At 44.6% G+C, this 21601-nt stretch carries 27 protein-coding genes and 2 pseudogenes; 23 read left to right on the plus strand and 6 right to left on the minus strand.

Annotated elements, in window-relative coordinates:
* Window positions 1-32: 32 nt before the first annotated feature.
* The 3 genes from AC3WTJ_RS17055 (at window position 33) to AC3WTJ_RS17065 (ending at window position 2241) form a co-directional block, all read left to right on the plus strand.
* A complete protein-coding gene (locus AC3WTJ_RS17055; RefSeq protein ID WP_492522792.1) occupies window positions 33-548 on the plus strand; it encodes a DinB family protein in 516 nt (171 codons plus the stop codon).
* A 113-nt stretch (window positions 549-661) separates the two neighbouring features.
* Window positions 662-1012, plus strand: coding sequence for a YciI family protein (locus AC3WTJ_RS17060; protein WP_492522793.1), 351 nt, complete (start codon window positions 662-664; stop codon window positions 1010-1012).
* Window positions 1009-2241, plus strand: coding sequence for an RNA polymerase sigma factor (locus AC3WTJ_RS17065; RefSeq protein WP_492522794.1), 1233 nt, complete (start codon window positions 1009-1011; stop codon window positions 2239-2241). Before AC3WTJ_RS17060 ends, AC3WTJ_RS17065 begins: the two co-directional genes overlap by 4 nt.
* 66 nt (window positions 2242-2307) lie before the next feature.
* Here AC3WTJ_RS17065 and AC3WTJ_RS17070 read toward each other — a convergent pair whose 3' ends face one another.
* The gene (locus AC3WTJ_RS17070) at window positions 2308-3192 is read right to left on the minus strand and encodes an AraC family transcriptional regulator (RefSeq protein ID WP_492522795.1); all 885 of its coding nucleotides are present in this window, start codon (window positions 3190-3192) and stop codon (window positions 2308-2310) included.
* 196 nt (window positions 3193-3388) lie between these two features.
* On the opposite strand from AC3WTJ_RS17070, the gene AC3WTJ_RS17075 reads away from it, so the two are divergent.
* From AC3WTJ_RS17075 to bshB2, 10 genes are all read left to right on the plus strand, one after another.
* Window positions 3389-3727, plus strand: coding sequence for a hypothetical protein (locus tag AC3WTJ_RS17075; protein ID WP_492522796.1), 339 nt, complete (start codon window positions 3389-3391; stop codon window positions 3725-3727).
* A gap of 38 nt (window positions 3728-3765) precedes the next feature.
* Window positions 3766-4935, plus strand: coding sequence for an MFS transporter (locus tag AC3WTJ_RS17080; protein WP_492522797.1), 1170 nt, complete (start codon window positions 3766-3768; stop codon window positions 4933-4935).
* Between the two features lie 103 nt (window positions 4936-5038).
* Complete coding sequence (locus tag AC3WTJ_RS17085) at window positions 5039-5350, plus strand: DUF1806 family protein (protein ID WP_492522798.1); 312 nt, start codon at window positions 5039-5041, stop codon at window positions 5348-5350.
* Window positions 5347-6072: a PIG-L family deacetylase gene (locus AC3WTJ_RS17090; protein ID WP_492522799.1), complete on the plus strand. Its 726-nt coding sequence runs from the start codon at window positions 5347-5349 to the stop codon at window positions 6070-6072. The genes AC3WTJ_RS17085 and AC3WTJ_RS17090 overlap by 4 nt, the downstream gene beginning before the upstream one ends.
* Window positions 6073-6169: 97 nt before the next feature.
* On the plus strand, window positions 6170-6931 hold the full coding sequence (locus AC3WTJ_RS17095; RefSeq protein WP_492522800.1) for an SDR family oxidoreductase: 762 nt from the start codon (window positions 6170-6172) through the stop codon (window positions 6929-6931).
* Between the two features lie 215 nt (window positions 6932-7146).
* The gene (locus AC3WTJ_RS17100) at window positions 7147-7512 is read left to right on the plus strand and encodes a DUF2089 domain-containing protein (protein WP_127450574.1); all 366 of its coding nucleotides are present in this window, start codon (window positions 7147-7149) and stop codon (window positions 7510-7512) included.
* Between the two features lie 11 nt (window positions 7513-7523).
* Window positions 7524-7955, plus strand: a complete 432-nt coding sequence (locus tag AC3WTJ_RS17105; protein WP_492522801.1) for a hypothetical protein — start codon at window positions 7524-7526, stop codon at window positions 7953-7955.
* Window positions 7956-7960: 5 nt separating this feature from the next.
* Complete coding sequence (locus tag AC3WTJ_RS17110; RefSeq protein ID WP_492522802.1) at window positions 7961-8305, plus strand: hypothetical protein; 345 nt, start codon at window positions 7961-7963, stop codon at window positions 8303-8305.
* 164 nt (window positions 8306-8469) lie between these two features.
* The gene (locus AC3WTJ_RS17115) at window positions 8470-8814 is read left to right on the plus strand and encodes a YojF family protein (RefSeq protein WP_407867462.1); all 345 of its coding nucleotides are present in this window, start codon (window positions 8470-8472) and stop codon (window positions 8812-8814) included.
* Between the two features lie 21 nt (window positions 8815-8835).
* On the plus strand, window positions 8836-9492 hold the full coding sequence (gene bshB2, locus AC3WTJ_RS17120) for a bacillithiol biosynthesis deacetylase BshB2 (protein ID WP_492522803.1): 657 nt from the start codon (window positions 8836-8838) through the stop codon (window positions 9490-9492).
* Window positions 9493-9575: 83 nt separating this feature from the next.
* On the opposite strand, the gene AC3WTJ_RS17125 is transcribed toward bshB2, so the two are convergent.
* Window positions 9576-9935: a MerR family transcriptional regulator gene (locus AC3WTJ_RS17125; protein ID WP_492522804.1), complete on the minus strand. Its 360-nt coding sequence runs from the start codon at window positions 9933-9935 to the stop codon at window positions 9576-9578.
* Between the two features lie 104 nt (window positions 9936-10039).
* On the opposite strand from AC3WTJ_RS17125, the gene AC3WTJ_RS17130 reads away from it, so the two are divergent.
* On the plus strand, window positions 10040-10750 hold the full coding sequence (locus tag AC3WTJ_RS17130; RefSeq protein ID WP_492522805.1) for an SDR family NAD(P)-dependent oxidoreductase: 711 nt from the start codon (window positions 10040-10042) through the stop codon (window positions 10748-10750).
* Between the two features lie 94 nt (window positions 10751-10844).
* Here AC3WTJ_RS17130 and AC3WTJ_RS17135 read toward each other — a convergent pair whose 3' ends face one another.
* The 3 genes and pseudogenes from AC3WTJ_RS17135 to AC3WTJ_RS17145 form a co-directional block, all read right to left on the minus strand.
* Window positions 10845-11933, minus strand: a complete 1089-nt coding sequence (locus AC3WTJ_RS17135) for a M24 family metallopeptidase (RefSeq protein ID WP_492522806.1) — start codon at window positions 11931-11933, stop codon at window positions 10845-10847.
* A gap of 107 nt (window positions 11934-12040) precedes the next feature.
* A pseudogene (locus tag AC3WTJ_RS17140) lies at window positions 12041-12328 on the minus strand (helix-turn-helix domain-containing protein); the annotation flags it as partial.
* Entirely contained in the window at window positions 12324-12617 is a 294-nt protein-coding gene (locus tag AC3WTJ_RS17145; protein WP_492522807.1) for an AraC family transcriptional regulator N-terminal domain-containing protein, read from the minus strand. The pseudogene AC3WTJ_RS17140 and the gene AC3WTJ_RS17145, both read right to left, overlap by 5 nt.
* Window positions 12618-12769: 152 nt before the next feature.
* Between AC3WTJ_RS17145 and AC3WTJ_RS17150 the strand changes: the two genes are divergently transcribed.
* From AC3WTJ_RS17150 to AC3WTJ_RS17165, 4 genes and pseudogenes are all read left to right on the plus strand, one after another.
* Window positions 12770-13753, plus strand: coding sequence for an oxidoreductase (locus tag AC3WTJ_RS17150; protein WP_492522808.1), 984 nt, complete (start codon window positions 12770-12772; stop codon window positions 13751-13753).
* Window positions 13754-14240: 487 nt separating this feature from the next.
* A pseudogene (locus tag AC3WTJ_RS17155) lies at window positions 14241-15033 on the plus strand (aldo/keto reductase).
* The gene (locus AC3WTJ_RS17160) at window positions 14949-15131 is read left to right on the plus strand and encodes a hypothetical protein (RefSeq protein ID WP_492523267.1); all 183 of its coding nucleotides are present in this window, start codon (window positions 14949-14951) and stop codon (window positions 15129-15131) included. Before AC3WTJ_RS17155 ends, AC3WTJ_RS17160 begins: the two are co-directional and overlap by 85 nt.
* Before the next feature lie 39 nt (window positions 15132-15170).
* Window positions 15171-15656 carry a DUF1572 family protein gene (locus tag AC3WTJ_RS17165; protein ID WP_492522809.1) on the plus strand — a complete coding sequence of 162 codons (486 nt, stop codon included), beginning with the start codon at window positions 15171-15173 and terminating at the stop codon, window positions 15654-15656.
* A 113-nt stretch (window positions 15657-15769) separates the two neighbouring features.
* On the opposite strand, the gene AC3WTJ_RS17170 is transcribed toward AC3WTJ_RS17165, so the two are convergent.
* On the minus strand, window positions 15770-16669 hold the full coding sequence (locus AC3WTJ_RS17170) for a LysR family transcriptional regulator (protein ID WP_492522810.1): 900 nt from the start codon (window positions 16667-16669) through the stop codon (window positions 15770-15772).
* A gap of 143 nt (window positions 16670-16812) precedes the next feature.
* Here AC3WTJ_RS17170 and AC3WTJ_RS17175 point away from each other — a divergent pair, with 143 nt between their 5' ends.
* The 5 genes from AC3WTJ_RS17175 (at window position 16813) to AC3WTJ_RS17195 (ending at window position 21592) form a co-directional block, all read left to right on the plus strand.
* A complete protein-coding gene (locus AC3WTJ_RS17175) occupies window positions 16813-17520 on the plus strand; it encodes an SDR family NAD(P)-dependent oxidoreductase (protein WP_492522811.1) in 708 nt (235 codons plus the stop codon).
* A gap of 175 nt (window positions 17521-17695) precedes the next feature.
* Window positions 17696-18298 carry a histidine phosphatase family protein gene (locus AC3WTJ_RS17180; RefSeq protein WP_492522812.1) on the plus strand — a complete coding sequence of 201 codons (603 nt, stop codon included), beginning with the start codon at window positions 17696-17698 and terminating at the stop codon, window positions 18296-18298.
* Between the two features lie 28 nt (window positions 18299-18326).
* A complete protein-coding gene (locus AC3WTJ_RS17185; RefSeq protein ID WP_492522813.1) occupies window positions 18327-18896 on the plus strand; it encodes a suppressor of fused domain protein in 570 nt (189 codons plus the stop codon).
* 218 nt (window positions 18897-19114) lie between these two features.
* Entirely contained in the window at window positions 19115-20464 is a 1350-nt protein-coding gene (locus AC3WTJ_RS17190; protein WP_492522814.1) for an ABC transporter substrate-binding protein, read from the plus strand.
* A 21-nt stretch (window positions 20465-20485) separates the two neighbouring features.
* Complete coding sequence (locus AC3WTJ_RS17195) at window positions 20486-21592, plus strand: glucuronyl esterase domain-containing protein (protein WP_492522815.1); 1107 nt, start codon at window positions 20486-20488, stop codon at window positions 21590-21592.
* The last annotated feature ends 9 nt before the right edge of the window (window positions 21593-21601 follow it).

Consider the following 21601-nt stretch of genomic DNA (forward strand, 5'->3'; position numbering starts at 1 on the left):
TTGCGGTTAATAACTAACGGGGAGAGGATCTGATGTTGAACAATTGTGCGGCTATTATCCAACAATACATGGAGAATTTGGACAAATATTCGATAGAGCAGTTGCGATATAAAAGTGAGGAAAACGTGTGGTCAATCGGACAAATGTATATCCATGTGATCGAAGTGGCGAAAGAATATATCGGGCATATTGCAACGTGCACGAAGGCAACTACGGAAGAAGCTGAGGGCAGGACAGGGGATGGAATGAAAGCGTTTGCAGAAAAAGAGTGGCCAAACATCCGTGTGAAACTTGACCAACCGCCAAATGAGACAAGAAATCCCGAGACGAAAGATGAAATCGTAACTGGACTAGAGCAAGTGCTAGTGATGTTGGCCTACTGGGCATGCCGCATAGAGGAAGCGAATCCAGCATGCAAGATTCGCCACGGCTGGTTTGGCTGGCTAAACGCACGTGATTGGTTTGAGTTGGTTGGGATGCACAGCAGGCATCATCTGCGGCAAAAAGAAATACTGGACAAGAAACTGGCGGAGGCAGGGATAAGATAGCCCGAAATAATAATTTTTTTTCATTTGATGTAGAAATTGTGTGATCTGGCTCGTCATTATGGTGAAGACGGCAAGAAGCAATTCCAATATGAACGTTGAAAGGAGCAGTAACGATGAATTACACACTGATCATGTATGAAACAACAGAGGATTTCGCTAAACGTACCGACCCGATACACAAGGAGGCTTATACAGCAAGCTGGGCTCATTATGTCACAGCTTTGCGTGAATCCGGCATTGTTGTAAGCAGCGCAGGTCTCCAATCCCCTGAGACGGGGACCACGTTAAGCCGTAACGGCGGCGAATTGCTTGTTCAGGATGGCCCGATCACGGAAACGAAGGAGCAAATCGGCGGTCTGATCATCATAGACGTGCCGGATATGGACCATGCATTGGAATGGGCGGCACGTTGTCCAGGCAGCTCCGTTGAGGTTCGTCCCAACCTCAAACCGATTACAGAATGATCGATAGGCAAGCTCATCAAATAATTGAACAGACGGCCAGAGAATCCTACGGCCGTCTGGTCGCCTTCCTTGCAGTCCGCTCTCGTGACCTGGCGGCAGCGGAGGATGCGCTTGCGGACGCATTTCTGTCCGCGTTGGTGAAATGGCCGGCGAGCGGAGTGCCGGACAAGCCTGAAGCATGGCTGCTTACGGCTGCGAGACGTCGGTTGATCGATGGCAGCCGACATGCCCGCGTGCAAGCCGGCGCCGAGCATGCTTTGCTATCCCTAGCAGAAGATGCTAGGCGGCGAGTCGAAAACGAGATGCCTTTCCCTGACGAACGGCTGAAGATGCTGTTTATTTGCGCACATCCCGAAATCGATCCTGCTGTGCGCACGCCGCTTATGCTCCAGTCTGTGCTTGGCCTTGACGCGGCCCGCATTGCATCTGCTTTCATCGTTAAACCGGCAACGATGGGTCAGCGGCTCACTCGTGCTAAAGCAAAAATAAAGAGCGATGAGATCAAATTCGATTTGCCCGGTGAGGATGAATGGCCGGAGCGCCTTGGAGCCGTGCTTGAGGCTGTTTATGCAGCCTATGGTAGTGGGTGGGAGGATATTGCCGGCGTTGATTCTCGTAGGAAGGGGCTTGCCGGAGAAGCGATATTTCTGGGAAGGCTGATTGTACGATTCATGCCAGGAGAACCCGAAGCACTGGGATTGCTGGCTTTCATGTTGCACTGCGAAGCGCGCCGTTATACGCGCCGCGATGAGGCAGGCGGCTATGTGCCAATATCCGATCAGGATCATTCAGGCTGGTCGTTCGAAATGATCGAGGAGGCTGAGCACTGCCTCCGAACTGCCGCCAATGGGAGCCGTATCGGACGATTTCAGCTTGAGGCGGCAATTCAATCCGTGCATGCCCAGCGAGCGTGGACGAACCGCACGGAATGGGGAGAGATTGCGCTGCTGTACGAGGGGCTGGTTAGCATTGCTCCAACGATTGGCGCACACGTAGGTCGCGCGGCAGCGGTTGCTGAAGCGTTCGGCGCAGAAGCGGGAAAGGCGCTGTTGGATGCTATACCGGCAGAAGCGGTTAAGAGTTATCAGCCTTATTGGGCGCTGCGCGCTCATTTGTTCAAAAGGATGAAGAGATACGAGGAAGCCCGTGCCTTTTACGGCCGCGCTATCGGGCTGTGCATGGATCCATCCATTCAAGCTTTTCTGGAGAAGCAATCCAATGAATGTTAATTGATTTTATGGTCGAAATGAAAGCAGGGAGTAGATTGCCGAAATGGCAGCTGCTCCCTGTTGTTTTTAATTTAACTGGCTTTTACGATACTGAATGGGCGTAAAGCCTGTGATCTTTTTAAATATCCGACAAAAATAAGGGAAATTAGGTATGCCAACCAATGAACCAATTTGTTCAATAGATTTTGATTCCGTTTTCAACAACCAGCAAGCCTGTCTTACTCTACGTGCAATGACGTATTCAGTGATGCTTCCCCCTGTTTCGGTCCGAAATAACCGCGATACATGATTCTTGGAGAGATGGAGTTCCTTTGCTAATTCAATCAAGTCAAAAGGCTCTGTATAATGCTCTTCGACCCAATTCATTATTTTTTCAGCATGGCTTTCCGGACGTGCGACGCCCCCAAATCCTCCAATGTGCAAGGAGCTAAGATAGTCTAAAATGTTGAGAATCAACATCGACGCTGTCTCGTGGTCTTCATCTTTTTCGTTCCACCCCGTAACCAGATCGTTGAATCTTTCCAGAATGCCCATCATATAAGTCGAATCCCGATCCTCACGAAATACCTGATTGGTCATTTGTCCTTTCCATACCTGATCAAAAAAACGAGACAGTACAGTAAAGTTTTTGAGATGAGGGGCAACGATTGAGGGTTCAAAGGTTAGAACGGTTCGTACATACGGATTTTGAGGAGTGGCATCAAATTGAATGCGATGCAGCTGGAAGGGTTGTAATATCACGACACAGCCGGCCTCTAAATTGTAAATCTTGCGGTTAAGGGTCAAGGTTCCCTTTCCTTGATGGACAAACAAGACCTCAATCCCTTTATGATAATGGTAAGTAATAGGGGGATATTCATAGGATACGGCCCTATATTTAAGCCTTACCCCCCGGTTGTTAAGTACATGAAATACTTGTGCACGTTCATCCACATGTTTTGTGTTTTTCAAAGATGATCACCATCCAACCCGCTTTTCAAAATTATCATTTGAGTGCTATTTTGTGACGGAAGAAGATAACTATTTTAGCCAAAAAATAAGCTATGATAGGAATGTCGAGACCATCTAATTATACGTTGTAGCCATTATTTGTGGCAATGAGGCTTGCAAAGATTATGACTCAATAACCTACGGAGGTGGACATAGAATGACTTTCCCTTTATCGACTCTTAAGGAGGACGAATACACCGAGTTACTGGATGGAATTAAAGATATTTTGAAGGAATGCTATCAAGTTACTGAATACGAGGCGATGTTAGTCATTCATGAGGGTAATGAAAAAGCGCAAGAGTTGTTAAAAGATTATTTGCCTTACATAGATTCCATTCATAAAACGATTTGTGGCATTAGGGACACACTGGAAAATCATATGAATCTAGTATTCCAGGAACAAGAATTGCCAAATAAAATGATCTATGAAGCAGCTGCCTGGCACGCATTTGAATCTGTGAGATGTTACTATAAAAGCACGGTAACTACCGTGTAACGGCAATTTCGACTACATATGAGGAAGGCGAAAATCAGATGGCAAGAAAAACAACCTATGTATACATGTCTATGTATTACTCACTTGTTTTTATGGCGCTAGGCGCTTTCAGCAATTATATTCCTATTTATTACAACGACATCAATCTTGATCATTTTCAGATTGGTTTGCTCTCGACAGCGGGAGCGATTACCGCAATGATCGCTCAACCGCGATGGGGATTGGCCGCCGACAGAGCGGCATCGAAAAACCGTCTGCTGCTTATAGCGCTGCTGCTCACCTCAATTCTCGTCTGGACGTTACCGGCGGCAGGCAGCCAATTCTGGGTGTTATTTGCGTGCACAGTTGTGTTCGGGGCCGTCCAATGCGTGATTAACCCGCTGGGTGACACGATTACACTGGAGATTTCCCGCAAGTCGGGATTTAACTTTTCGCGTATTCGCACAGCGGGATCCGTCGGTTATGCTTTGATGGCGGTTATTGCCGGCTGGCTGCTGGACCGTAATCTGCACTATATGTTCCCGTTGTTCTCCGGGCTCGTATTCGTCGCCTTCCTGCTGGCTTGGGGCATCCCTAAGGTGGAAGGCCATCAACACAAGGCGAAGGTCCAACTGAAACAGCTGTTCACCAGCAGGAAACTTGTTCTGATTTACTTATACACACTTGTGGTCAATTGTACGCTGGGCTTTTTTACGACATTTCAAGCCGTTTATAGTAAAGAGCAGGGAATGAGCACAGCGCTGATTGGCATTGGGGTCAGTATCGGTTCGATCAGCCAGTTTCCATTCATGCTGTTTTTTCAACCGCTTTATCGGAGATTCGGGATTTTTAAAATATTGCTCTGCTCCGGAATTATTCTCGCCGTACGATGGTTGCTGTTCAGCGGTTCACTTAGCCCGGCCGTCTATTTGGCGACGTGGGTGCTGCATGGCGGGACCTTCATGCTCTTTTACTTATGTCTGGCTGAGTATGTGAGTACACATGTGCCCAAAGAGTTGAAAGCAAGCGGACAAATGATGAATTCATTAACGATGAACGCCATAAGCCGTACATTAGGCTCGCTGTTAGGCGGACTGTACGCCGGTTGGTTCGGTATCCGCTCAGGATTTATGGTCAGCTCTATCATTTGTATCGCAGCAGTGGCTTTATTTTGGTATTATTATCGGCCAAATGATGGCGAGAAACTGGAAATGGAAGTGTCTGCCTGAGATAAAAGACTGGCGTGCTTGCTGGCATTTTATTTAAATAATGAGCTGTGATACGATGATATAGAATAGATTATAAATTCCTTCAGAAAAGAGAGTCTAAGCAATGATCACAATAAACCGATCAAAAGTAGAAGATGAGCTTCAAGCCTTCATTGGTAATGATGTTTATATTCACAGTGAAGCAACGTCCTTTGTATTTGTACGCAATTTCAAGGTCAAGGTTACCCATGCGTTTATAGCGGGGGAAGGTCCATTTCGTGCCGCTCTCCGATTTGACGGGCATGGCTGGCTCCGAATGGAAGCGCTCACGCATTATGAGATGGATGCAAATGGCCGTCTTTTATTGGCCGGTTATGATGACAGAGGTCGGATGAATGTTGCGCTGCATGTAGGAAAGGAGCCGTTTCCAGAATGAATATGACACAACATACATCATCGAAAAAGTTGTTAGCGGTGTTTGCACACCCCGACGATGAGTCGTTTATTTGTGGTGGTACGCTCGCCAAATACGCCAGTGAACAGGTCGACATTACTCTAGTGAGCGCAACGCGCGGAGAAATGGGACGACGTATGGGCAATCCGCCTTACCTCAATCGTGAAACGATGGCAGATGCTCGTGAAATGGAGCTAAGGAATGCCTGCGAGAGCTTGGGAATCCGGCAGTTGCAATTTTTGGATATCCGTGATAAAACCGTTGAGTTTGTCGATAAGAATAGCTTGACAACTCGCATTGCGGGTATTATCCAAGAAATTGACCCTGATGTCGTGCTGACTTTTCACGAAAAACTGGGTGGCCATCCCGATCATTGTGCTATAGGGAAGGCGACGACAGCTGCTTTTCAACAATTAGGTCAACGAGGAGCCCTGTATTTTATTACGTTTGGCGATGCGATGGAGCGTCCTGAGCGATACGGGTATTCCCGTAAAGATGTCGTCAAAATCGATGTGCATGCTCACTTGGACGCCAAGCTTGCCGCGTTTCGTGATCACCGGTGCCAGACTGAAATAGACGAATGGGTATGGCTGCCCGACCAAGAAGCAAAAGCCAGATTCGGTAATTATGAATACTTTTTGAAAGCAGATAGGGCGTCTTCCACATTAAATCATGATGATTTATTTATTCCTACACTTGGATAAAACATTAAGTATTGGCAAGTATATACGGAGAAATTAGCAAAAGCTCGAATGTTTTTCTGAAACCCAAGTGTACAAAAACAATTTGGAGGAATCTGTCATGCGTTTGGAAGGTAAAGTTGCAGTCGTTACCGGTGCTGCATCGGGCATGGGCAAAGCCATTGCTATGTTATTTGCCCAAGAGGGCGCTAAGGTCGTCATCTCAGACTTGAATTTGGAAGGCTCGAATGCGGTTGCCGAAAGCATTAAAGCCACTGGTGGCGAGGCCATCGCTGTCCAAACTAATGTTGCCAACTTGGATGATATCAATATGATGATAGATACGGCTGTGAATGAATACGGAACGCTAGATATTTTAGTGAACAATGCCGGCATTATGGATAACATGGCACCTGTCGGCGACGTAACCGATGAAAAATGGGATCAAATTTTCGAAATTAATACGAAGGGCGTTATGCGAGCGATTAGAAAAGCTCTTCCCATTTTCCTCGAAAAAGGAAAAGGTGTCATCATAAATACAGCTTCAACAGGCGGATTTAGCGGTGCTCATGCAGGCGTTGCGTATACGGCATCTAAGCATGCTGTTATCGGGATCACGAAAAATACCGGTTTTATGTACGCTCAAAAAGGCATTCGTTGCAACGCGATTGCGCCAGGGGCGACGATTACGAATATCGCATCAACCATGACTAACGTGAACGAGTTCGGCGCTTCTCGAACCAAGGTTACCCAAGGTGTGATTCCGCGTGCTGGCCAACCGGAAGAAATTGCGCAAGTAGCTCTATTCCTGGCATCCGACGAATCAAGTTTTGTTAATGGCGCAGTGATCGCTGCGGACGCAGGTTGGACGGCCGGCTTCTGAGGAAGCATCCTAGAAATCTTATATGTAAATAATCTTTGAATCCGGGTATTGCTATGTGCAATATCCGGATTATTTGTTTTTAATTGATTTCCATTATATTCAATAAATTAATGATTATATTAAATAAATTAATTTTTAGATTGAATAAATTGATTATTATTGATTTACATTTTAATAATAGTGGATTATAATGTAGGAAAAGAAAGGGGCGGAGTATGAAATATCCCATCATCACACAGTGTCCTGTATGCGACCATCATTTGCACGCTGTCAAGCTGGAGTGCGGACATTGCCGAACAACGATTGAGAACACATTTGAATTATCCAATCTGGCTCTACTCTCGCCCGAACAACTCCATTTTGTGATTACCTTTCTAGTGAACAGGGGCAACATCAAGGAAGTGGAGAAAGAGCTTGGAATATCTTACCCGACGGTGCGCGGTAAGCTGAATGATATCATATCGGCCCTCGGATACGATACGCGGAAGAAGCCAGAAGTCGATGAGAAGAAGGTCATTTCCATGCTGGAGAACGGCGAAATCACAGCAGATGAAGCTGTCAAAATGCTGAAGGATGAATAGGAGGTATCACGATGAAAGAAGAAATCAGCAAAGTATTGTCCATGATGCAGGAGGGTAAAATTGATTCCGTCAAGGCATCAGAGTTAATTGACGCACTTAAGGAGAAACAAACAGCTCCTGCTTCGCATGCCGTACAGATGCTGGGGAAACCTAACTTCTCGAAGAAACCGTCTTCAGCATCCGGTGGTTATTTAGATAAAACATTGAAAATACGGGTCACCTCCCACGAAAATGATAATGTGAACATTAATTTGCCGATTAAACTTGTGAAAGCTGTACTCGCAGCTGGACACAGCATTGCATCCAATATTCCGCAGGCTGCGAAATATGTGAAGGATATCGATATCGACCTTCTAATCGATGCCATAGAGAACGAGCTCGACGGGCAAATCATTGACATCCGCTCAGGTGTATCGGACACAGTCATCGTCGTGATTGAGTGACAGTCATGATGATTGTGAAGGTTAAGAGTAAGGAGCACGCTTTTACGATTCCTGTCCCTTATACCGTACTGCACATGGGGAGCGGTATCCTGACTTCCAATTTCATTCACCGCATATTGAAGGATTGGTTGAACAAATTCGACGGAAAGTCGGAGGGGCATTTGAACCGGAAGCATTATTTCGATTCGGACAGCAGTCGATTCGGGATCGAGCTGGTCCTGTCGATTCTCCAAAGCCGAAGCACGAAGCAAGCGATTAGGCAACTCATTAAGGAGTTGCAGCGTTACAAAGGGATGGTTCTGGTCGATGTCAAAGCTCAGGACGGCACGGAAGTATTGATTAAACTGTAAGCGAGGTTTTAATCTCAATGAATGCCGCATAGGATGTGGCATTTTTTTTATGTTTTCATTTTCATGTCGATATGGATTCGCAGGCAAGATATGCTAAAATAATGACATATCGGTTAAATCTCTTTTTGAAGAACGATATTATGAAGGCAATTGGAGGAAAATACATGCAGCTTATCGACAAAGCCATAGTTCAGCAGTTTATCGATATCCTTATTGATCAGGATTTATATATTCATCTCGAGATGACAACGGGGGCTTATGCAGCGCATCTGGATTCTACGAAACATCCGGCTGCGACCTTTATTTCGAATGCCGTTATTCGTTATTCTCACGGCTCGATTTCGGGCAATGGCCCTTATCGCGTCGGCTTGAAAACGGAGCAAGGTTGGGTATATTCCGAGGGGCTAACTCATTATGAAGAGACGGATTCCGAAAGGCTTATCCTTGCAGGGCATGATACGGCGGGTAAACTTGTCGTGGCACTGCAATTGAGCCGGGAACCGTTCTAAGGTAAAGGAGGATCAACATATATGGAACGACACATTCTAGTTGTGCTTCCACATCCGGACGATGAGGCATTCAGCGCGTCAGGAACGCTTGCCATGCATCTCAGCCAAGGAACAGAAGTCACTTACGCTTGTTTAACTTTAGGTGAAATGGGCCGCAACATGGGCATTCCGCCATTCGCCAATCGGGTCACATTGCCTGTCATTCGCAAACAGGAACTTGAAGCTTCGTGCCGCGCTATCGGCATTCGGGATCTTAGGTTGCTCGGCTTTCACGATAAAATGATCGAGTTCGAGGATAAAGCCAAATTGGATGGAAGCATCGAAGAACTTATCAAAGAGCTTAATCCTTCGTTAGTCCTTACTTTCCACCCCACACTAAGTGTTCATCCCGATCACGAAGCATGTGGAGCGGCGGTAATCCGAACCATTGGCAGAATGCCTGCTGACCGAAGGCCGACTGTGCATTGCATGGCATTCGCCAAAAATCATGAACAAGAAATCGGCAAACCCGATATCGTTAATGACGTTAAAAGTTTCTTGAAACAGAAGATGGCATCTATTCAGTCCCATAAGTCTCAATTCCAAGCCGCTGAATTATTGGGTAGCAAGAAATTATCAGATCCGGAAATTCAGGCGCGTTTCGGGACGGAACGCTTTTGGACGTATCGATTCTCATGAAACATTGTTGAATGAAGCGATGAAGGCAGCCGGCACAAGTCGGCTGTCTTTATTTTTTTACAGGTGAACAGTTGAATTTGCAATTAATAATTTTCCCCGCGATAATAGCGCTTCAGCTTTTCTTCCAAATGAACGAGCTGCGCTTCTTTCTCCGCAATATCTTGCAACAACTTTTCCTTTTGGCCTTCAATTAGTTGGATTCGCTCCGGCAGGGTGGAGGTTCCTTCGTTTACTTTATCATAATACGTTTTGATGTCCTCCACACTCATCCCGGTTTCGCGAAGGCATTTGATAAAAATTAGCCAGTTCAGGTCATTATTTGTATAGAGACGGTTATTTTGCTCGTTTCGGGCAGCAGGTTCCAACAGTCCCTTTCTTTCGTAAAACCGGATGGCTCCAATATTGATTCCGACTTTTTTCGCTACTTCTCCAATCGTTAACATACGACCCCTCTTTTAATGGAAAATTAATTGTTGACCTACATTAAGTGTAGCATAGTAACTTTTAAATAGTTAATAAAATTCAAATATAGGAAAGAAGGATTCGCATGCAAAAGATCGCTTTCGTGACTGGAGCAAATAAAGGAATTGGAATTGAAATCGTTAAGCAATTAGGCGAAGCAGGTTGGAAAGTCATTCTTGGTGCACGAAATGTCGAACGCGGTGAAGCTGCCGTTTCCGAGTTAACTTCCAAGGGGTTTGACATAGAATTTATACAAATTGACATGGGTGATCTGAAAACCATCGAACAGGCAGCCGAAACGATCACCAAGCGTTATCCGGACTTGAAGCTTCTAATTAATAACGCTGGTATGCCTGGCGCTTTCTCACGCTCCTTTATGGATACCAAAGAGGAAGATTTGCGGAATGCGTTCGAAGTTAACTTTTTCGGGACCTTCCGTTTGAACCAACGATTATTCCCTTTAATCAAAGATAACGAAGGTACAGTCGTCAATGTTTCGACCGATATGGCTTCGCTGGACCATATGCAAAATGCTGAGCTTACATTAAATGCATTCGATTATAACTCATCGAAAACGGCCAACAATGCCATGACACTTTCAATGGCCTATGAAGTCAGAAACAGTAAAGCGCAAGTATTCGCGGTAACGCCTGGATTCACATCAACAGATCTTAACGGCAATGCAGCAGGTGGTAAATCGAAAGAAGCCGCAGCAGCGATTATTGTGGGTTATGCGACAGACGGCAAACGCCATAACGCCGAATTTTTGGATGAGAAGGGTGTTTACGCTTGGTAAGCCTTAGCAATTGAAAGAAAAAACTCTTGCCGCCTTTATATGGCGGACAAGAGTTTTTTGCTTTCGAGAAACACAACTGGCTATGTTTGTGTCATTATCCGATGACAGTAAGTTCCTTCGGGAACGAGGTCAACACCTCGACGCCGCTGTCCGTGACGAGCACATCATCTTCGATCCGGACACCGCCGACGCCCGGAACGTAAATGCCCGGCTCGATCGTGAAGACCATGCCGCTGCGCAACAGCTCTTGGTTTTGGCCGTGCACGGATGGATATTCGTGCACATCCATGCCAAGACCATGACCGAGCCGGTGCATGAAATACGCTCCGTAACCAGCGCTTGTGATGTGCTCGCGCGCCGCGTAGTCCAGGCTGGCAAGCGTAGCGCCAGGGCGAGTTGCTTCAATGGCCAACAAGTTCGCCTGCAGCACAGTCTGATAAATTTTCGCTTGTTCTTCCGAAATATCGCCTACCGCGAACGTTCGCGTAATATCGGATGCATATCCGTCTGCATAAACGCCGAGGTCGAACAAGAGCAGCTCTCCTTCACGGATGGCCCGTGAGCCTGGAACACCGTGCGGCATCGCAGATTTCTCGCCCGCTAGTACCATTGTCGCGAAGGAAGGTCCGCTTGAACCAAGTTTTTTCATCTGGTACTCCAGCTCCGCCACAAGCTCAATCTCCGTAACGCCTGGTTTTACTTGCGCGATACCGGCTTGGAGCACGTCTTCGATGATGCGAACCGCATGCTTCATGCGAATAACTTCATCCGGAGTCTTAATGACGCGCATCTCACGCAGCGGTTCGTCAATATCCGCATAGACGGCTGCACCTACAGCTTGGCTGATTGCTTCAAACCGGCTAACCGTCATATAGTCTTTCTCCAGCCCCAGCGTCCGGATGCCGGATGGCAGAAGCTTACGGAGAATTTCGTAGGGATTATCGGTGTCCGTATGAGTATGGATTGCTTTTACGGTCGATGCGGCTTGTGCGGCTTCAAGGTCCAAAGCTGGTACGATTAGCAGCGGTTCAGCTCCGCGCGGAATTAACAACCCTAGAAAACGTTCATGTGGGTCGCTCGCAAACCCGGTTAAATAGTACACATGTTTCGGCATCGTGATCAGCACAGCATCAATCTCTCTCTGGTCCATATATGCAACTAGTTGTTCAATGCGAGATTTCATGAAACAAATCAACCGTCCTTTCGGCGTTTACTGACACTGGGTAAATGAATACATAATGAACTCATTATAATGTCAATAAGCGTCGGGTGACAAGGTCGACAAGGTCGTCACGCATTCAGAGCTCGCAAACGTTTGATATCTTGAATGGGTGAAAGACCGAACATTCTCGTATATTCTCGGCTAAATTGAGAAGGGCTCTCGTAACCTACCCGGAACGCGGCTTCAGCGGCCTCAGCAGGTTCGGATAATAAAAGACTTCGAGCTGCTTGCAATCGCAGGTGTTTTTGAAATTGAATAGGGTTCATAGCGGTTACATCTTTAAAATGCCGATACAATGACGGAACGCTCATATTGGCTATTTCCGCAAGATCATCAATACGCAATGGTTTTTCAAACCACAGAGGCGGCAATATATTCAGCTGATTCGTAGCGATAAAGCTCCGACGCAAGCATGACTTCCTTCTGGCCTTGAAAAACAAAACAGATTGAACGATCATGTACCCCGTGAGTGGGATCCGTCATTTTATTCTGGCGAAAGAGAAACAAAGATAGAATTAAAGTGGGGTGCGAGCCATTACTTTGGCGTGAATGTCGTTCTATTAAATTAGCTATATGTTCACGTAGTTCGAGTTGGCGATCCATCATGTTATCCTCCTTAACATACCCAATAGTTGTTCCAATCATAATATACAGTCACTAGCAACGGTAATGGATGTGATAGGAATAGGCAATCAATTGAGATAAATGTTATACCGATGGGTCTTATATCCGTTGCATAATGTAGAAGCTGAAGCCAAGGCTTTCATGCTAAATCAACAAACGGAGGAGATATCCTTATGACAACTACACAAACTCCTATTGGCTCTGGTTTTGGAGCTACATCAACAGCAGCCGAGGTCATCCAAGGGATCGATTTGACTGATAAAATCATTGTGGTTACTGGCGGCTATTCCGGCATCGGGTTAGAAACCGTTCGTGCATTCCACTCCGCAGGGGCCAAAGTCATCGTGCCCGCTCGCGATATAAATAAGGCTAAGGCTGCTCTCGCTGAAATGCCGGATGTGCTTATAGAATTCATGGATTTGCTTCAACCAGCATCTATAGATGCTTTTGCAGATCGTTTTCTTAGACAATTTGACAAGCTGCACATTCTTGTCAACAATGCCGGCGTCATGGCTGCGCCGCTAGTTCGTGACGAGCGGGGATATGAATCGCAGTTCGCAGCTAACCATCTTGGACATTTTCAGCTTGCCGTACGTCTCTGGCCAGCGTTGGTTCGCGCGGAAGGAGCGCGTGTTGTAGCCCTATCTTCTTATGGCTATATAAGAGGTGAAGTCGACTTTAATGATCCTCATTTCCAACACCGCGAATACCATCCTTGGGTTGCTTATGGTCAGGCGAAAAGCGCAAACGCCTTGTTCGCTGTCACACTAGACTCGATAGGGCAAAGTCAAGGTGTACGAGCTTTCTCGGTTCATCCAGGTGGCATTGCAACGGATTTGCAGAGACATTTGTCACAGACGGAATTGGATGCTGTTAAGCTTTTTGATGAAAACGGGAAGCCAATTATCGATCCTGAAGGTGCAGATAGGAAAACTCCACAGCAGGGTGCGGCAACAAGCGTATGGTGTGCGACTAGTCCTCAATTGGAAGGTATCGGAGGCGTTTATTGTGTAAATTGCGAGATTGCTCCATTGTTACCGAACGATGAGTCTATGGAAAGATTTGGCGTACGCCCTCGCGCGATCGATCCAGTTGCCGCTGGCCGACTATGGAAGCTTAGTGAGCAGCTCACTGGCACAAAAATCATGCCTGTATAAGCTAGCTTTCAGATGATATGGATAGGAAGATTGAAAAAATGAACCAGTCTCGGCAAGGGAACTGCATATCTTTCAACAAGGTTTGACAATTGCACTTCACAGTGTCTATTGGGGGGTCTTAGTACTCGCTGTAATTACGATGCTTGGCACATTATTTTTTACCTGAAACTCGAAATAGGGCAAGATGAAATTCTAGCTATCATTTTTTTAGATGTATAAGATCTCAAATCTGTATTATGAATGATTTCTAGTTTCAATGTATAGTATAAGAATGCTTTACAACATAAGATAATTAATTGTGCTTGCGTATAAATAGATATCCTACCTTTTAATAGTTTCATGGTTCGAAAAAACTTGAGAGGAAGGAAATTACGATGAAAATTGTTGCGTTAGGAACGCAGGGATTGAATTGAAGGACAGCCAAGAAGGTCTGGGTTGTATGGGAATGAGTACTTATATTTATGGTCCTAGCGACGATATAGAAAGCATGGCGACACTTCGGCGGGCAGTCGAACTTGGTATTACGTTCTTCGACACCGCGGAGACCTTTGGGATGGGTCATAACGAAGAATTGGTTGGCAAAGCTCTCACAGGGATACGTGAGCATGTTGTTGTCGCAACCAAGGTCGGATTTGGTTTCACGGACGAAGGCCAGATCCAAGTCGTCGATGGCAAACGTGTCGTAGATGGCAGTCCCCAAAATGTTGTTAGAGCAATAGAAGGATCACTACGTCGTCTGCAAATGGATTATATCGACCTTGTTTACCTTCACCGTATCGATCCAACAGTGCCCATTGAAGAGACAATCATGGCGATGAGTAAGCTAGTAGCCGAAGGTAAAATTGGCCATATCGGATTGTCCGAAGCTGCAGCAGGTACAATCCGCCGCGCTCGCTGTTCATCCGATAAAGGCTGTTCAGACGGAGTATTCATTGTTCGAGCGTGGGGTTGAAGCTAATGGTGTGCTTGATACTGTCCGAGAATTAGGCATCGGATTTGTACCGTACTCCCCATTAGGACGTGGATTCTTGACAGGTCAGTTTAAGACGGACCAACTTCATCAAACAGATTTTCGCAATACGGATCCTCGACTTAGCGGCGATAACCTGGCATCTATTATGCGTATCGTTGAAGCTTTAATCAGATTGCTGATGCTAGAGGAGTCAAACCTTCACAGCTGGCATTGGCTTGGACGATCGCTCAAAGGTGTGTCCCGATTCCCGGAACTCGTCGAATTTCTTATTTGGAGGAAAACGTCGCAGCTGTTGATATTGTACTGACACAAGATGAGTTAACGAAAATTATCGAAGTTGCGCCAATAGGCATCACCGCTAGCGATCGGTATACGAAGGCAAACATGTCTTATGTGAACATTTAAGTAGTGAATCCAACTATAATCTCAAGATGAGGTGCTTTTATGAACGAGATAAAAAACATGTTAAATGACAGATTTGAAGCCATTGAGCGTAGGATCGTTTTAGTTTTGGAACAGTTAGATGATGAACAAGTAAATTGGCGTCCTAATGACACAAGTAATAGTATATCGAATTTAATCGTTCACATTAGCGGTAATATTAACGATCGTATTGGCAAAGGAATGAATAAGAAACCATTCACGAGAGACCGTGATGAGGAATTTGAAGTGCATGTTATAAAGAAGAATGATTTAATCGAGATTATTAAAACATCACTTCGTGAAGTTAAAGTGACATTAATGGCCATGAATAACGATGGATTATTGGAAACTCAAAAAACGGGTAATCGTGAACAAACAAATTTAGAGATTTTTATTCAGAGTGCAACTCATTTCTCGGAACACATGGGCCAGATTTTATATATAGCGAAGATATTGAAAGATGAGAATTATGTGACGACTACTGTTCCAAAGAAGAAACGGGTCTAAATGATATCTGAAAAGAATAGGGATCCCAACTATCCCCCAATTCGTTGTCATTAGAGAAGCCCTACTCAAGGGTAATTCTTATTTGAGGCTGCCATTTGGCAGTCTTTTTTCATCTATGGACTCTGCTGAGATCGTATTTTCTTAATGATTTCTAGAAACTGATAGGCATCTTCAGAAGGATGTATCGGATATAGCAAACCATAGGGGATTGCGAAGTCCAAGTCACTAGGAATTGTTACTAGGGACGGATGAATATCTGCCCATACATCCAATGTTAGTAAGACAACACCACTCTCCTCACATCGATTGAATATATCAATATCATAAAGACGCGGAATATCTTTGATTCGGATTTTAGGGTGGTTCTTTATCATAAAATTACGAATCTCATCAATTACTGCGCTACCTCCGCCATTTACTACAGCCAATTCCTCTCCATACAAATCTTTCACAGAAATAGTTTTTTTAGATGCCAGCCGATGGTTGCGAGATAAAGCAAAGCAGAAACGATTACTTCCCAACTCAAGCACTTGGAAATACTCCTTTAAATTTTCTGTAAGGATTGGTCCTACAATAAAATCATAGTTTTTGCCAATTGTACGATAAGTGGTTGGGAGTGTATGTGAATCATCCTCAAAATGCACGATATTGATTTTGAATTGCGGAAATTGGTTGCTGACTTCATTCCACATATCCAGCAAAACCTTGCAGGGATTAAGCATAGAAGTTCCCACGCGAATTACGAGTTGATTTGCCTGTGCGAATTGACGCATGCGCAGCAGAGCTTCTTCGAAAAATTGCACCATAAATGTCGCATCCTTGACAAAGGATTTTCCCGCTTTGGTCATTTCAATTCCATGGTTAGTGCGGATCAAAAGAGGCATGCCTACATGTTTTTCCAATAGATTCATTTGCTTCATCACCGCGGTAGGAGAAATGAATAGTTTTTCAGCTGCTTTTGAAAAGCTACCGGACTCTACGACTTGAATAAAAGTATTCAATTGTTCTAGCATTCTTTGACCCCCTGTTGCATAAACCAATAGTTGATACCATGCTAACTTATTTGAACTTCCGTATCAAGTTCTCCAACTGTAACATTAGAGATGGAAAGAGCAAAGAACTTTGGCTAATCCCCTCCAAGAAAGGAACATTTATTATGGAAATTCGTGACAAGGTTGTTTTTATAACTGGAGCATCCGCTGGTATCGGCTTAGCTACAGTACGTGAGTTTGCTGCCGCTGGTGCTAAATTAGCACTAGTAGCCCGATCTGCCGATGTATTAAATCATCTCGCCAAGGAATTACAGAACCAGGGTATTGATGCTTTCGCTATTTCTGCTGACGTGAGTGATCCCAGGCAAGTACAACGGGCCATCGAGGAAACGGTGCTCCACTTTGGCCGTCTGGATGTGATCATCAATAATGTAGGACAAGCTGTAGTTGGCAAGGTCGCTGATCTAACTCTAGTTGACTTCCGCAAGATCTTCGAACTCAATGTACTAGGAGCGATAGCGGCAATGCAATCTGCGATCCCTGTCATGCGAAGGCAAGGGGGAGGTCTGATCATCAATATAAGCTCTGTGGTATCTAAGATGCATATTGCTGGATTGGGTGCTTATGCTGCAACCAAAGCCGCTTTGAACATGATTTCCGATACGGCACGAGATGAGTTAGCCTCAGATCATATCCGTGTGATAACCGTTTATCCGCGCTCAACCGCGACGGATTTTGGCAAAAACGCTCTAGGGGCTCATGAGCAACAACCCCAAGGATCTTCTTCTCCAAAAGATACTCCTGAAATGGTCGCAAAGAGAATTTTGATTGCAGCCCTAAATGAGCCAGACGAGCAATATATGGATAATTGAGCTTTTATGGTTAACGGGAAGGAGAGTTTAATTACATCTTGAATATTTCAATCATAGTAGACAGCCAACTAATGGCTGTCTTTTGTATCTTTATGATGATCTAGAAATGTTGTATCATCTAATTAGACGTTAGACTAATTAGATATCTGCCAAAGTTATTTTGGGGAGTGATAAAATGAGCACTGATTTTTACCTTGTTAGGCACGCGATGAAAGAAAAAGATGTTGGTGATGTCTCCATCTCAGTTGAAGGCTTAGAGCAAGCAAATGTAACAGCAAAATTTCTTCAAAATTTTACCATATCAAGAATATTCAGCAGTCCGCTGAAAAGAGCAAAACTAACAGCACAGATCATCGGAAAAGCAGCCAAAATACCAATTGTTGAGGATATTCGTTTGCGTGAGCGTGCCAATTGGGGGGACCTGCCGGGACAAACCTTTGAAGAATTTGTAGCTATGTGGAACCAATGTACGAGGGAAAGAGACTTTTTGCCGCCTATTGGAGATTCTGCAAGAAGGGCTGGTGAGCGATTATCTTCATGCTTGATAGAATTATCAGTTCTATATCCAAATGAAAGTATTGTTATTGTTACTCACGGCGGATTGATAACAGACTTTATGTTAAATGAATTTTCTCATGATGAACTTAATAATACGCGCTCAAATTTCATAAATGAACAAAACAATTTGATTGCAGAATGCTCTATAACTAGAATTAGTTGTGATGGTAAAGCATTTTATTTATATGAGTTTGCAAACATTGCCCACTTATCATGTTAGACGCTGATATAAGGAAATTGGAGGGAACATGAACGACTTCATACGATTTTTAGAAAGGCATCTAGGTACAATCCAATATGGTTGGAGTAAGGATGGAGATGGAAATAAACTACCATTTCAAATTGTGAAATACAGTAATGGTCATCCGTTTTCTGGAACTACGACATATTCAACTTTAGGTTTGAGTAATGACTCGTTAATTTCACCTGTTTCAGGAAAACAGATTCTCCAGGAATTAGTTTTTGTGTCGGATTCAACTTTTGGAGATAAAAATATTCCTGGCATCCTACAAGGAGTAGGTTTAAAGGCGTTTCACAACAAAATGGCGTACTTAAGAGGGGATGTAATTGGTCCATACGGTTCTTTATTTGATAATTCAAGTTTAGAAGCGCTGTATGTTACAGTCCCTGTTTATTTTCCAGGTTCGTTCCATACATTTGATGATTCCGAAAATGTTTCAATTGTAATGTTATGGTTAGTTCCAATTACATCTGGTGAAGCAAATTTTATAAAGTTAAATGGGTGGGATAAGTTTGAGGATAAGCTTGAGGAGCTAGATCCTGATTTGATTGATTTCAATCGCAAAGGCATACTTTAATAAACCATGAATTAGCTAGAACGAAGGATCCGCCGCGGCGGGTCCTTTTGCTATTTGGCACAGAATAAAGCCCGTCTAGCAAATAAAGATGGAATTAATAACCTATAAAAATGAAATAGCCCCCTAATTCATACGAAGTGGATTCGTATTATGGTTAATTCAAGATAGTAAAGCGTTTACAATATTGGATGAATTCCAAATGCGGAGGGATATAATTCATGAAAAAGTTTTTGGCCGTAGTTGCTGTACTAACGTTTATTGCAGGCTGTGAACAGGGCGGGAGTTCAGCTCCGATTGCAGGGGGAGGAGACGGAACAAACAAAACAACATCTGCCACACCGAGTAATGAGTTGTTTATCTATACCGTCAATCCGCCTTATTTCGCCAAGGAAGAAAATTTTGATAAACAAATCGGCGATTTCCTCAAAAAGAAATTCCCAGACGTGAAGATTAAGCATGTTCATTGGGATAACCCTGGTAGACAGTACAAGGATCTTATTGCAGCCGGAACAATTCCAGACCTTATCATTGATAATACGCGCATGAATGTTCAACGTTGGATCTTTGACAATGATCTGCAGTATGATATCCGGGATCTTATTAAAAAGTATAATTTTGATACAACCCAATTAAATCCGTCCCTGATGGCTCAGATGACCAATCTGAAAACGGATGGCAGCATCTATGGTTTGCCTTATAACAATAACGATTTTGTACTTTTTTATAACAAGGACATCTTTGACAAGTTCGGTGTCGATTATCCGAAGAACGGGATGACTTATGATGAGATCTATGAAATCGCAAAGAAGCTAACCCGCGTAGATGGCGAAATCACCTACAAAGGATTTTCTCAAAATCCGGGTCATTATATGAATTATAATCAGCTTTCATTGTCTCCTCTAAGCTTAACGGAGGACAAGGCGAGCCTGAACTCTCCCGAGTGGAAAAATATCGTAGATAACTTACGACGGTTCTATGATATTCCAGCTAACCAGTTTGACACGGTTGAGACTTTTGCGACGAAAGCTAATATTGCAATGGCTGTAGCGACAGTTGATCATTTAGTTACGTACTATGAGCAAAATAAGAATTTGAACTTTGATATTGTATCCGTTCCTTCTTTTAAAGAGGCTATGGATACGAGGTATCAGCCTAATGTGTATTCCATGTATATTACGAAACAATCACAGAAGAAGGATCTTGCATTTCAAGCAATGGCGGCACTGCTATCCGAGGAGCATCAAGTCGATCTTGCGAAAGAGGGCGTTATCGTGCCGACGGAGTCCAAAGCCGTGCAAGCGGCGTTCGGACAAAACTTGTCACAAATGAGGGGCAAAAACACAAGCGCTATCTTTTATGGTAAAACAGCCATGCCGCCTGCTGCACGTGCCAATGGTTTAATGTGGTATGACGTTCCGATGCAGAACGTTTTTGCGCCTCTCATTTTCAAAGAATCGAAAGACACCGTTACGGCACTACGTATGATCGAGGAACAATCGACGAAAGCAATTGCAACTGCCAAAGCTGCGAAAGCGAACACGGAAGCGGCTGCTGAAGCAAAGAAATAAATAGGCGGGGAGAGGGACAGGATGGAGGAGAGAAAGAGATCACTGCCAGAGCTTTTGGAAAGCAGCAGTGGCCGTCGAGTCAAGACCGTTGAGGATTGGAGAAGTTTTAGACATCCTGAAATTATAGAATTATATCGTGAATATGTTTATGGAAGAGAACCGGTTGGCCGTCCTGATTCCTTACGATTTCATGTTGTGATGGAAAGAGTGGTTTTGCAGGGAACAGCTGTACATAAACAGGTCGACATCAATTTTACAGGGCGAGGCGGCGAAGGGCGTATTCGTTTGCAGCTCTATACCCCAATAACCGGGTCTCGCGTACCTACTTTTATCTACGCGGCAATCAAAGGTCAACGTGTGTCCGAAGTGGAATTAGAGGAGTGTTCGTCTTATTGGCCGGTGGAGGATATCGTTTCCCGAGGTTATGCGGCTGTTTCTTATCATGTGGAAGATTTGGACCCGGATTTCTATGATGAAGGCTACCGGAATGGCGTCCACGGTGTATTCGATCCGCCAGATCAATCACGATCGCCGGATGCCTGGGGAGCTATGTCTGCATGGGCATGGGGTGCAAGCCGTGTGATGGACTATTTGGAGACGGATTCCCGAATTGATTCAAATCGGGTAGGTATTGTTGGTTTTTCCAGAAGCGGTAAAGCCTGTTTGTGGGCTGGTGCTTTGGACGAACGTTTTGCCTTAGTTGTCAGTAATGATTCCGGTTGTTCGGGAGCAGCCATTTCGCGAGGCAAGGCAGGGGAGAGGCTCATAAACATTAACCGTGGAAATCCGCACTGGTTTAACGATAACTATAAGAAGTTTAATGAACGGGAGGATGAGCTGCCGATCGATCAACATCTATTGTTATCGCTCATTGCTCCCCGGCATCTTTATGTAGCCAGTGCATCAGAGGACAATTGGGCCGATCCTAAATCTGAGTTTTTAGGTTTACTTCTGGCGCAACCGGTCTATACGCTTTATGGATTCAACGCTCTAGATGCACACCATATGCCGCCTGTGAATTCTCCTGTGAGCAGCGAGAGAGTGGGTTATCATCTCAGAGAAGGAAAGCACGACATTACCCGCTATGACTGGATGTGCTTTATGGATTTTGCGGATAGAAAACTATAGCATGAATAT

The sequence above is a fragment of the Paenibacillus sp. FW101-FHT12H11 genome (assembly GCF_058790355.1).

What these genes read in the sequence shown, in the direction of transcription:
- AC3WTJ_RS17055 (WP_492522792.1), top strand. Translation starts at nt 33, where the DNA reads ATGTTGAACAATTGTGCGGCTATTATCCAACAATACATGGAGAATTTG.
- AC3WTJ_RS17060 (WP_492522793.1), top strand. Translation starts at nt 662, where the DNA reads ATGAATTACACACTGATCATGTATGAAACAACAGAGGATTTCGCTAAA.
- AC3WTJ_RS17065 (WP_492522794.1), top strand. Translation starts at nt 1,009, where the DNA reads ATGATCGATAGGCAAGCTCATCAAATAATTGAACAGACGGCCAGAGAA.
- AC3WTJ_RS17075 (WP_492522796.1), top strand. Translation starts at nt 3,389, where the DNA reads ATGACTTTCCCTTTATCGACTCTTAAGGAGGACGAATACACCGAGTTA.
- AC3WTJ_RS17080 (WP_492522797.1), top strand. Translation starts at nt 3,766, where the DNA reads ATGGCAAGAAAAACAACCTATGTATACATGTCTATGTATTACTCACTT.
- AC3WTJ_RS17085 (WP_492522798.1), top strand. Translation starts at nt 5,039, where the DNA reads ATGATCACAATAAACCGATCAAAAGTAGAAGATGAGCTTCAAGCCTTC.
- AC3WTJ_RS17090 (WP_492522799.1), top strand. Translation starts at nt 5,347, where the DNA reads ATGAATATGACACAACATACATCATCGAAAAAGTTGTTAGCGGTGTTT.
- AC3WTJ_RS17095 (WP_492522800.1), top strand. Translation starts at nt 6,170, where the DNA reads ATGCGTTTGGAAGGTAAAGTTGCAGTCGTTACCGGTGCTGCATCGGGC.
- AC3WTJ_RS17100 (WP_127450574.1), top strand. Translation starts at nt 7,147, where the DNA reads ATGAAATATCCCATCATCACACAGTGTCCTGTATGCGACCATCATTTG.
- AC3WTJ_RS17105 (WP_492522801.1), top strand. Translation starts at nt 7,524, where the DNA reads ATGAAAGAAGAAATCAGCAAAGTATTGTCCATGATGCAGGAGGGTAAA.
- AC3WTJ_RS17110 (WP_492522802.1), top strand. Translation starts at nt 7,961, where the DNA reads ATGATGATTGTGAAGGTTAAGAGTAAGGAGCACGCTTTTACGATTCCT.
- AC3WTJ_RS17115 (WP_407867462.1), top strand. Translation starts at nt 8,470, where the DNA reads ATGCAGCTTATCGACAAAGCCATAGTTCAGCAGTTTATCGATATCCTT.
- bshB2 (WP_492522803.1), top strand. Translation starts at nt 8,836, where the DNA reads ATGGAACGACACATTCTAGTTGTGCTTCCACATCCGGACGATGAGGCA.
- AC3WTJ_RS17125 (WP_492522804.1), bottom strand. Translation starts at nt 9,935, where the DNA reads ATGTTAACGATTGGAGAAGTAGCGAAAAAAGTCGGAATCAATATTGGA.
- AC3WTJ_RS17130 (WP_492522805.1), top strand. Translation starts at nt 10,040, where the DNA reads ATGCAAAAGATCGCTTTCGTGACTGGAGCAAATAAAGGAATTGGAATT.
- AC3WTJ_RS17135 (WP_492522806.1), bottom strand. Translation starts at nt 11,933, where the DNA reads ATGAAATCTCGCATTGAACAACTAGTTGCATATATGGACCAGAGAGAG.
- AC3WTJ_RS17145 (WP_492522807.1), bottom strand. Translation starts at nt 12,617, where the DNA reads ATGATTGGAACAACTATTGGGTATGTTAAGGAGGATAACATGATGGAT.
- AC3WTJ_RS17150 (WP_492522808.1), top strand. Translation starts at nt 12,770, where the DNA reads ATGACAACTACACAAACTCCTATTGGCTCTGGTTTTGGAGCTACATCA.
- AC3WTJ_RS17165 (WP_492522809.1), top strand. Translation starts at nt 15,171, where the DNA reads ATGAACGAGATAAAAAACATGTTAAATGACAGATTTGAAGCCATTGAG.
- AC3WTJ_RS17170 (WP_492522810.1), bottom strand. Translation starts at nt 16,669, where the DNA reads ATGCTAGAACAATTGAATACTTTTATTCAAGTCGTAGAGTCCGGTAGC.
- AC3WTJ_RS17175 (WP_492522811.1), top strand. Translation starts at nt 16,813, where the DNA reads ATGGAAATTCGTGACAAGGTTGTTTTTATAACTGGAGCATCCGCTGGT.
- AC3WTJ_RS17180 (WP_492522812.1), top strand. Translation starts at nt 17,696, where the DNA reads ATGAGCACTGATTTTTACCTTGTTAGGCACGCGATGAAAGAAAAAGAT.
- AC3WTJ_RS17185 (WP_492522813.1), top strand. Translation starts at nt 18,327, where the DNA reads ATGAACGACTTCATACGATTTTTAGAAAGGCATCTAGGTACAATCCAA.
- AC3WTJ_RS17190 (WP_492522814.1), top strand. Translation starts at nt 19,115, where the DNA reads ATGAAAAAGTTTTTGGCCGTAGTTGCTGTACTAACGTTTATTGCAGGC.
- AC3WTJ_RS17195 (WP_492522815.1), top strand. Translation starts at nt 20,486, where the DNA reads ATGGAGGAGAGAAAGAGATCACTGCCAGAGCTTTTGGAAAGCAGCAGT.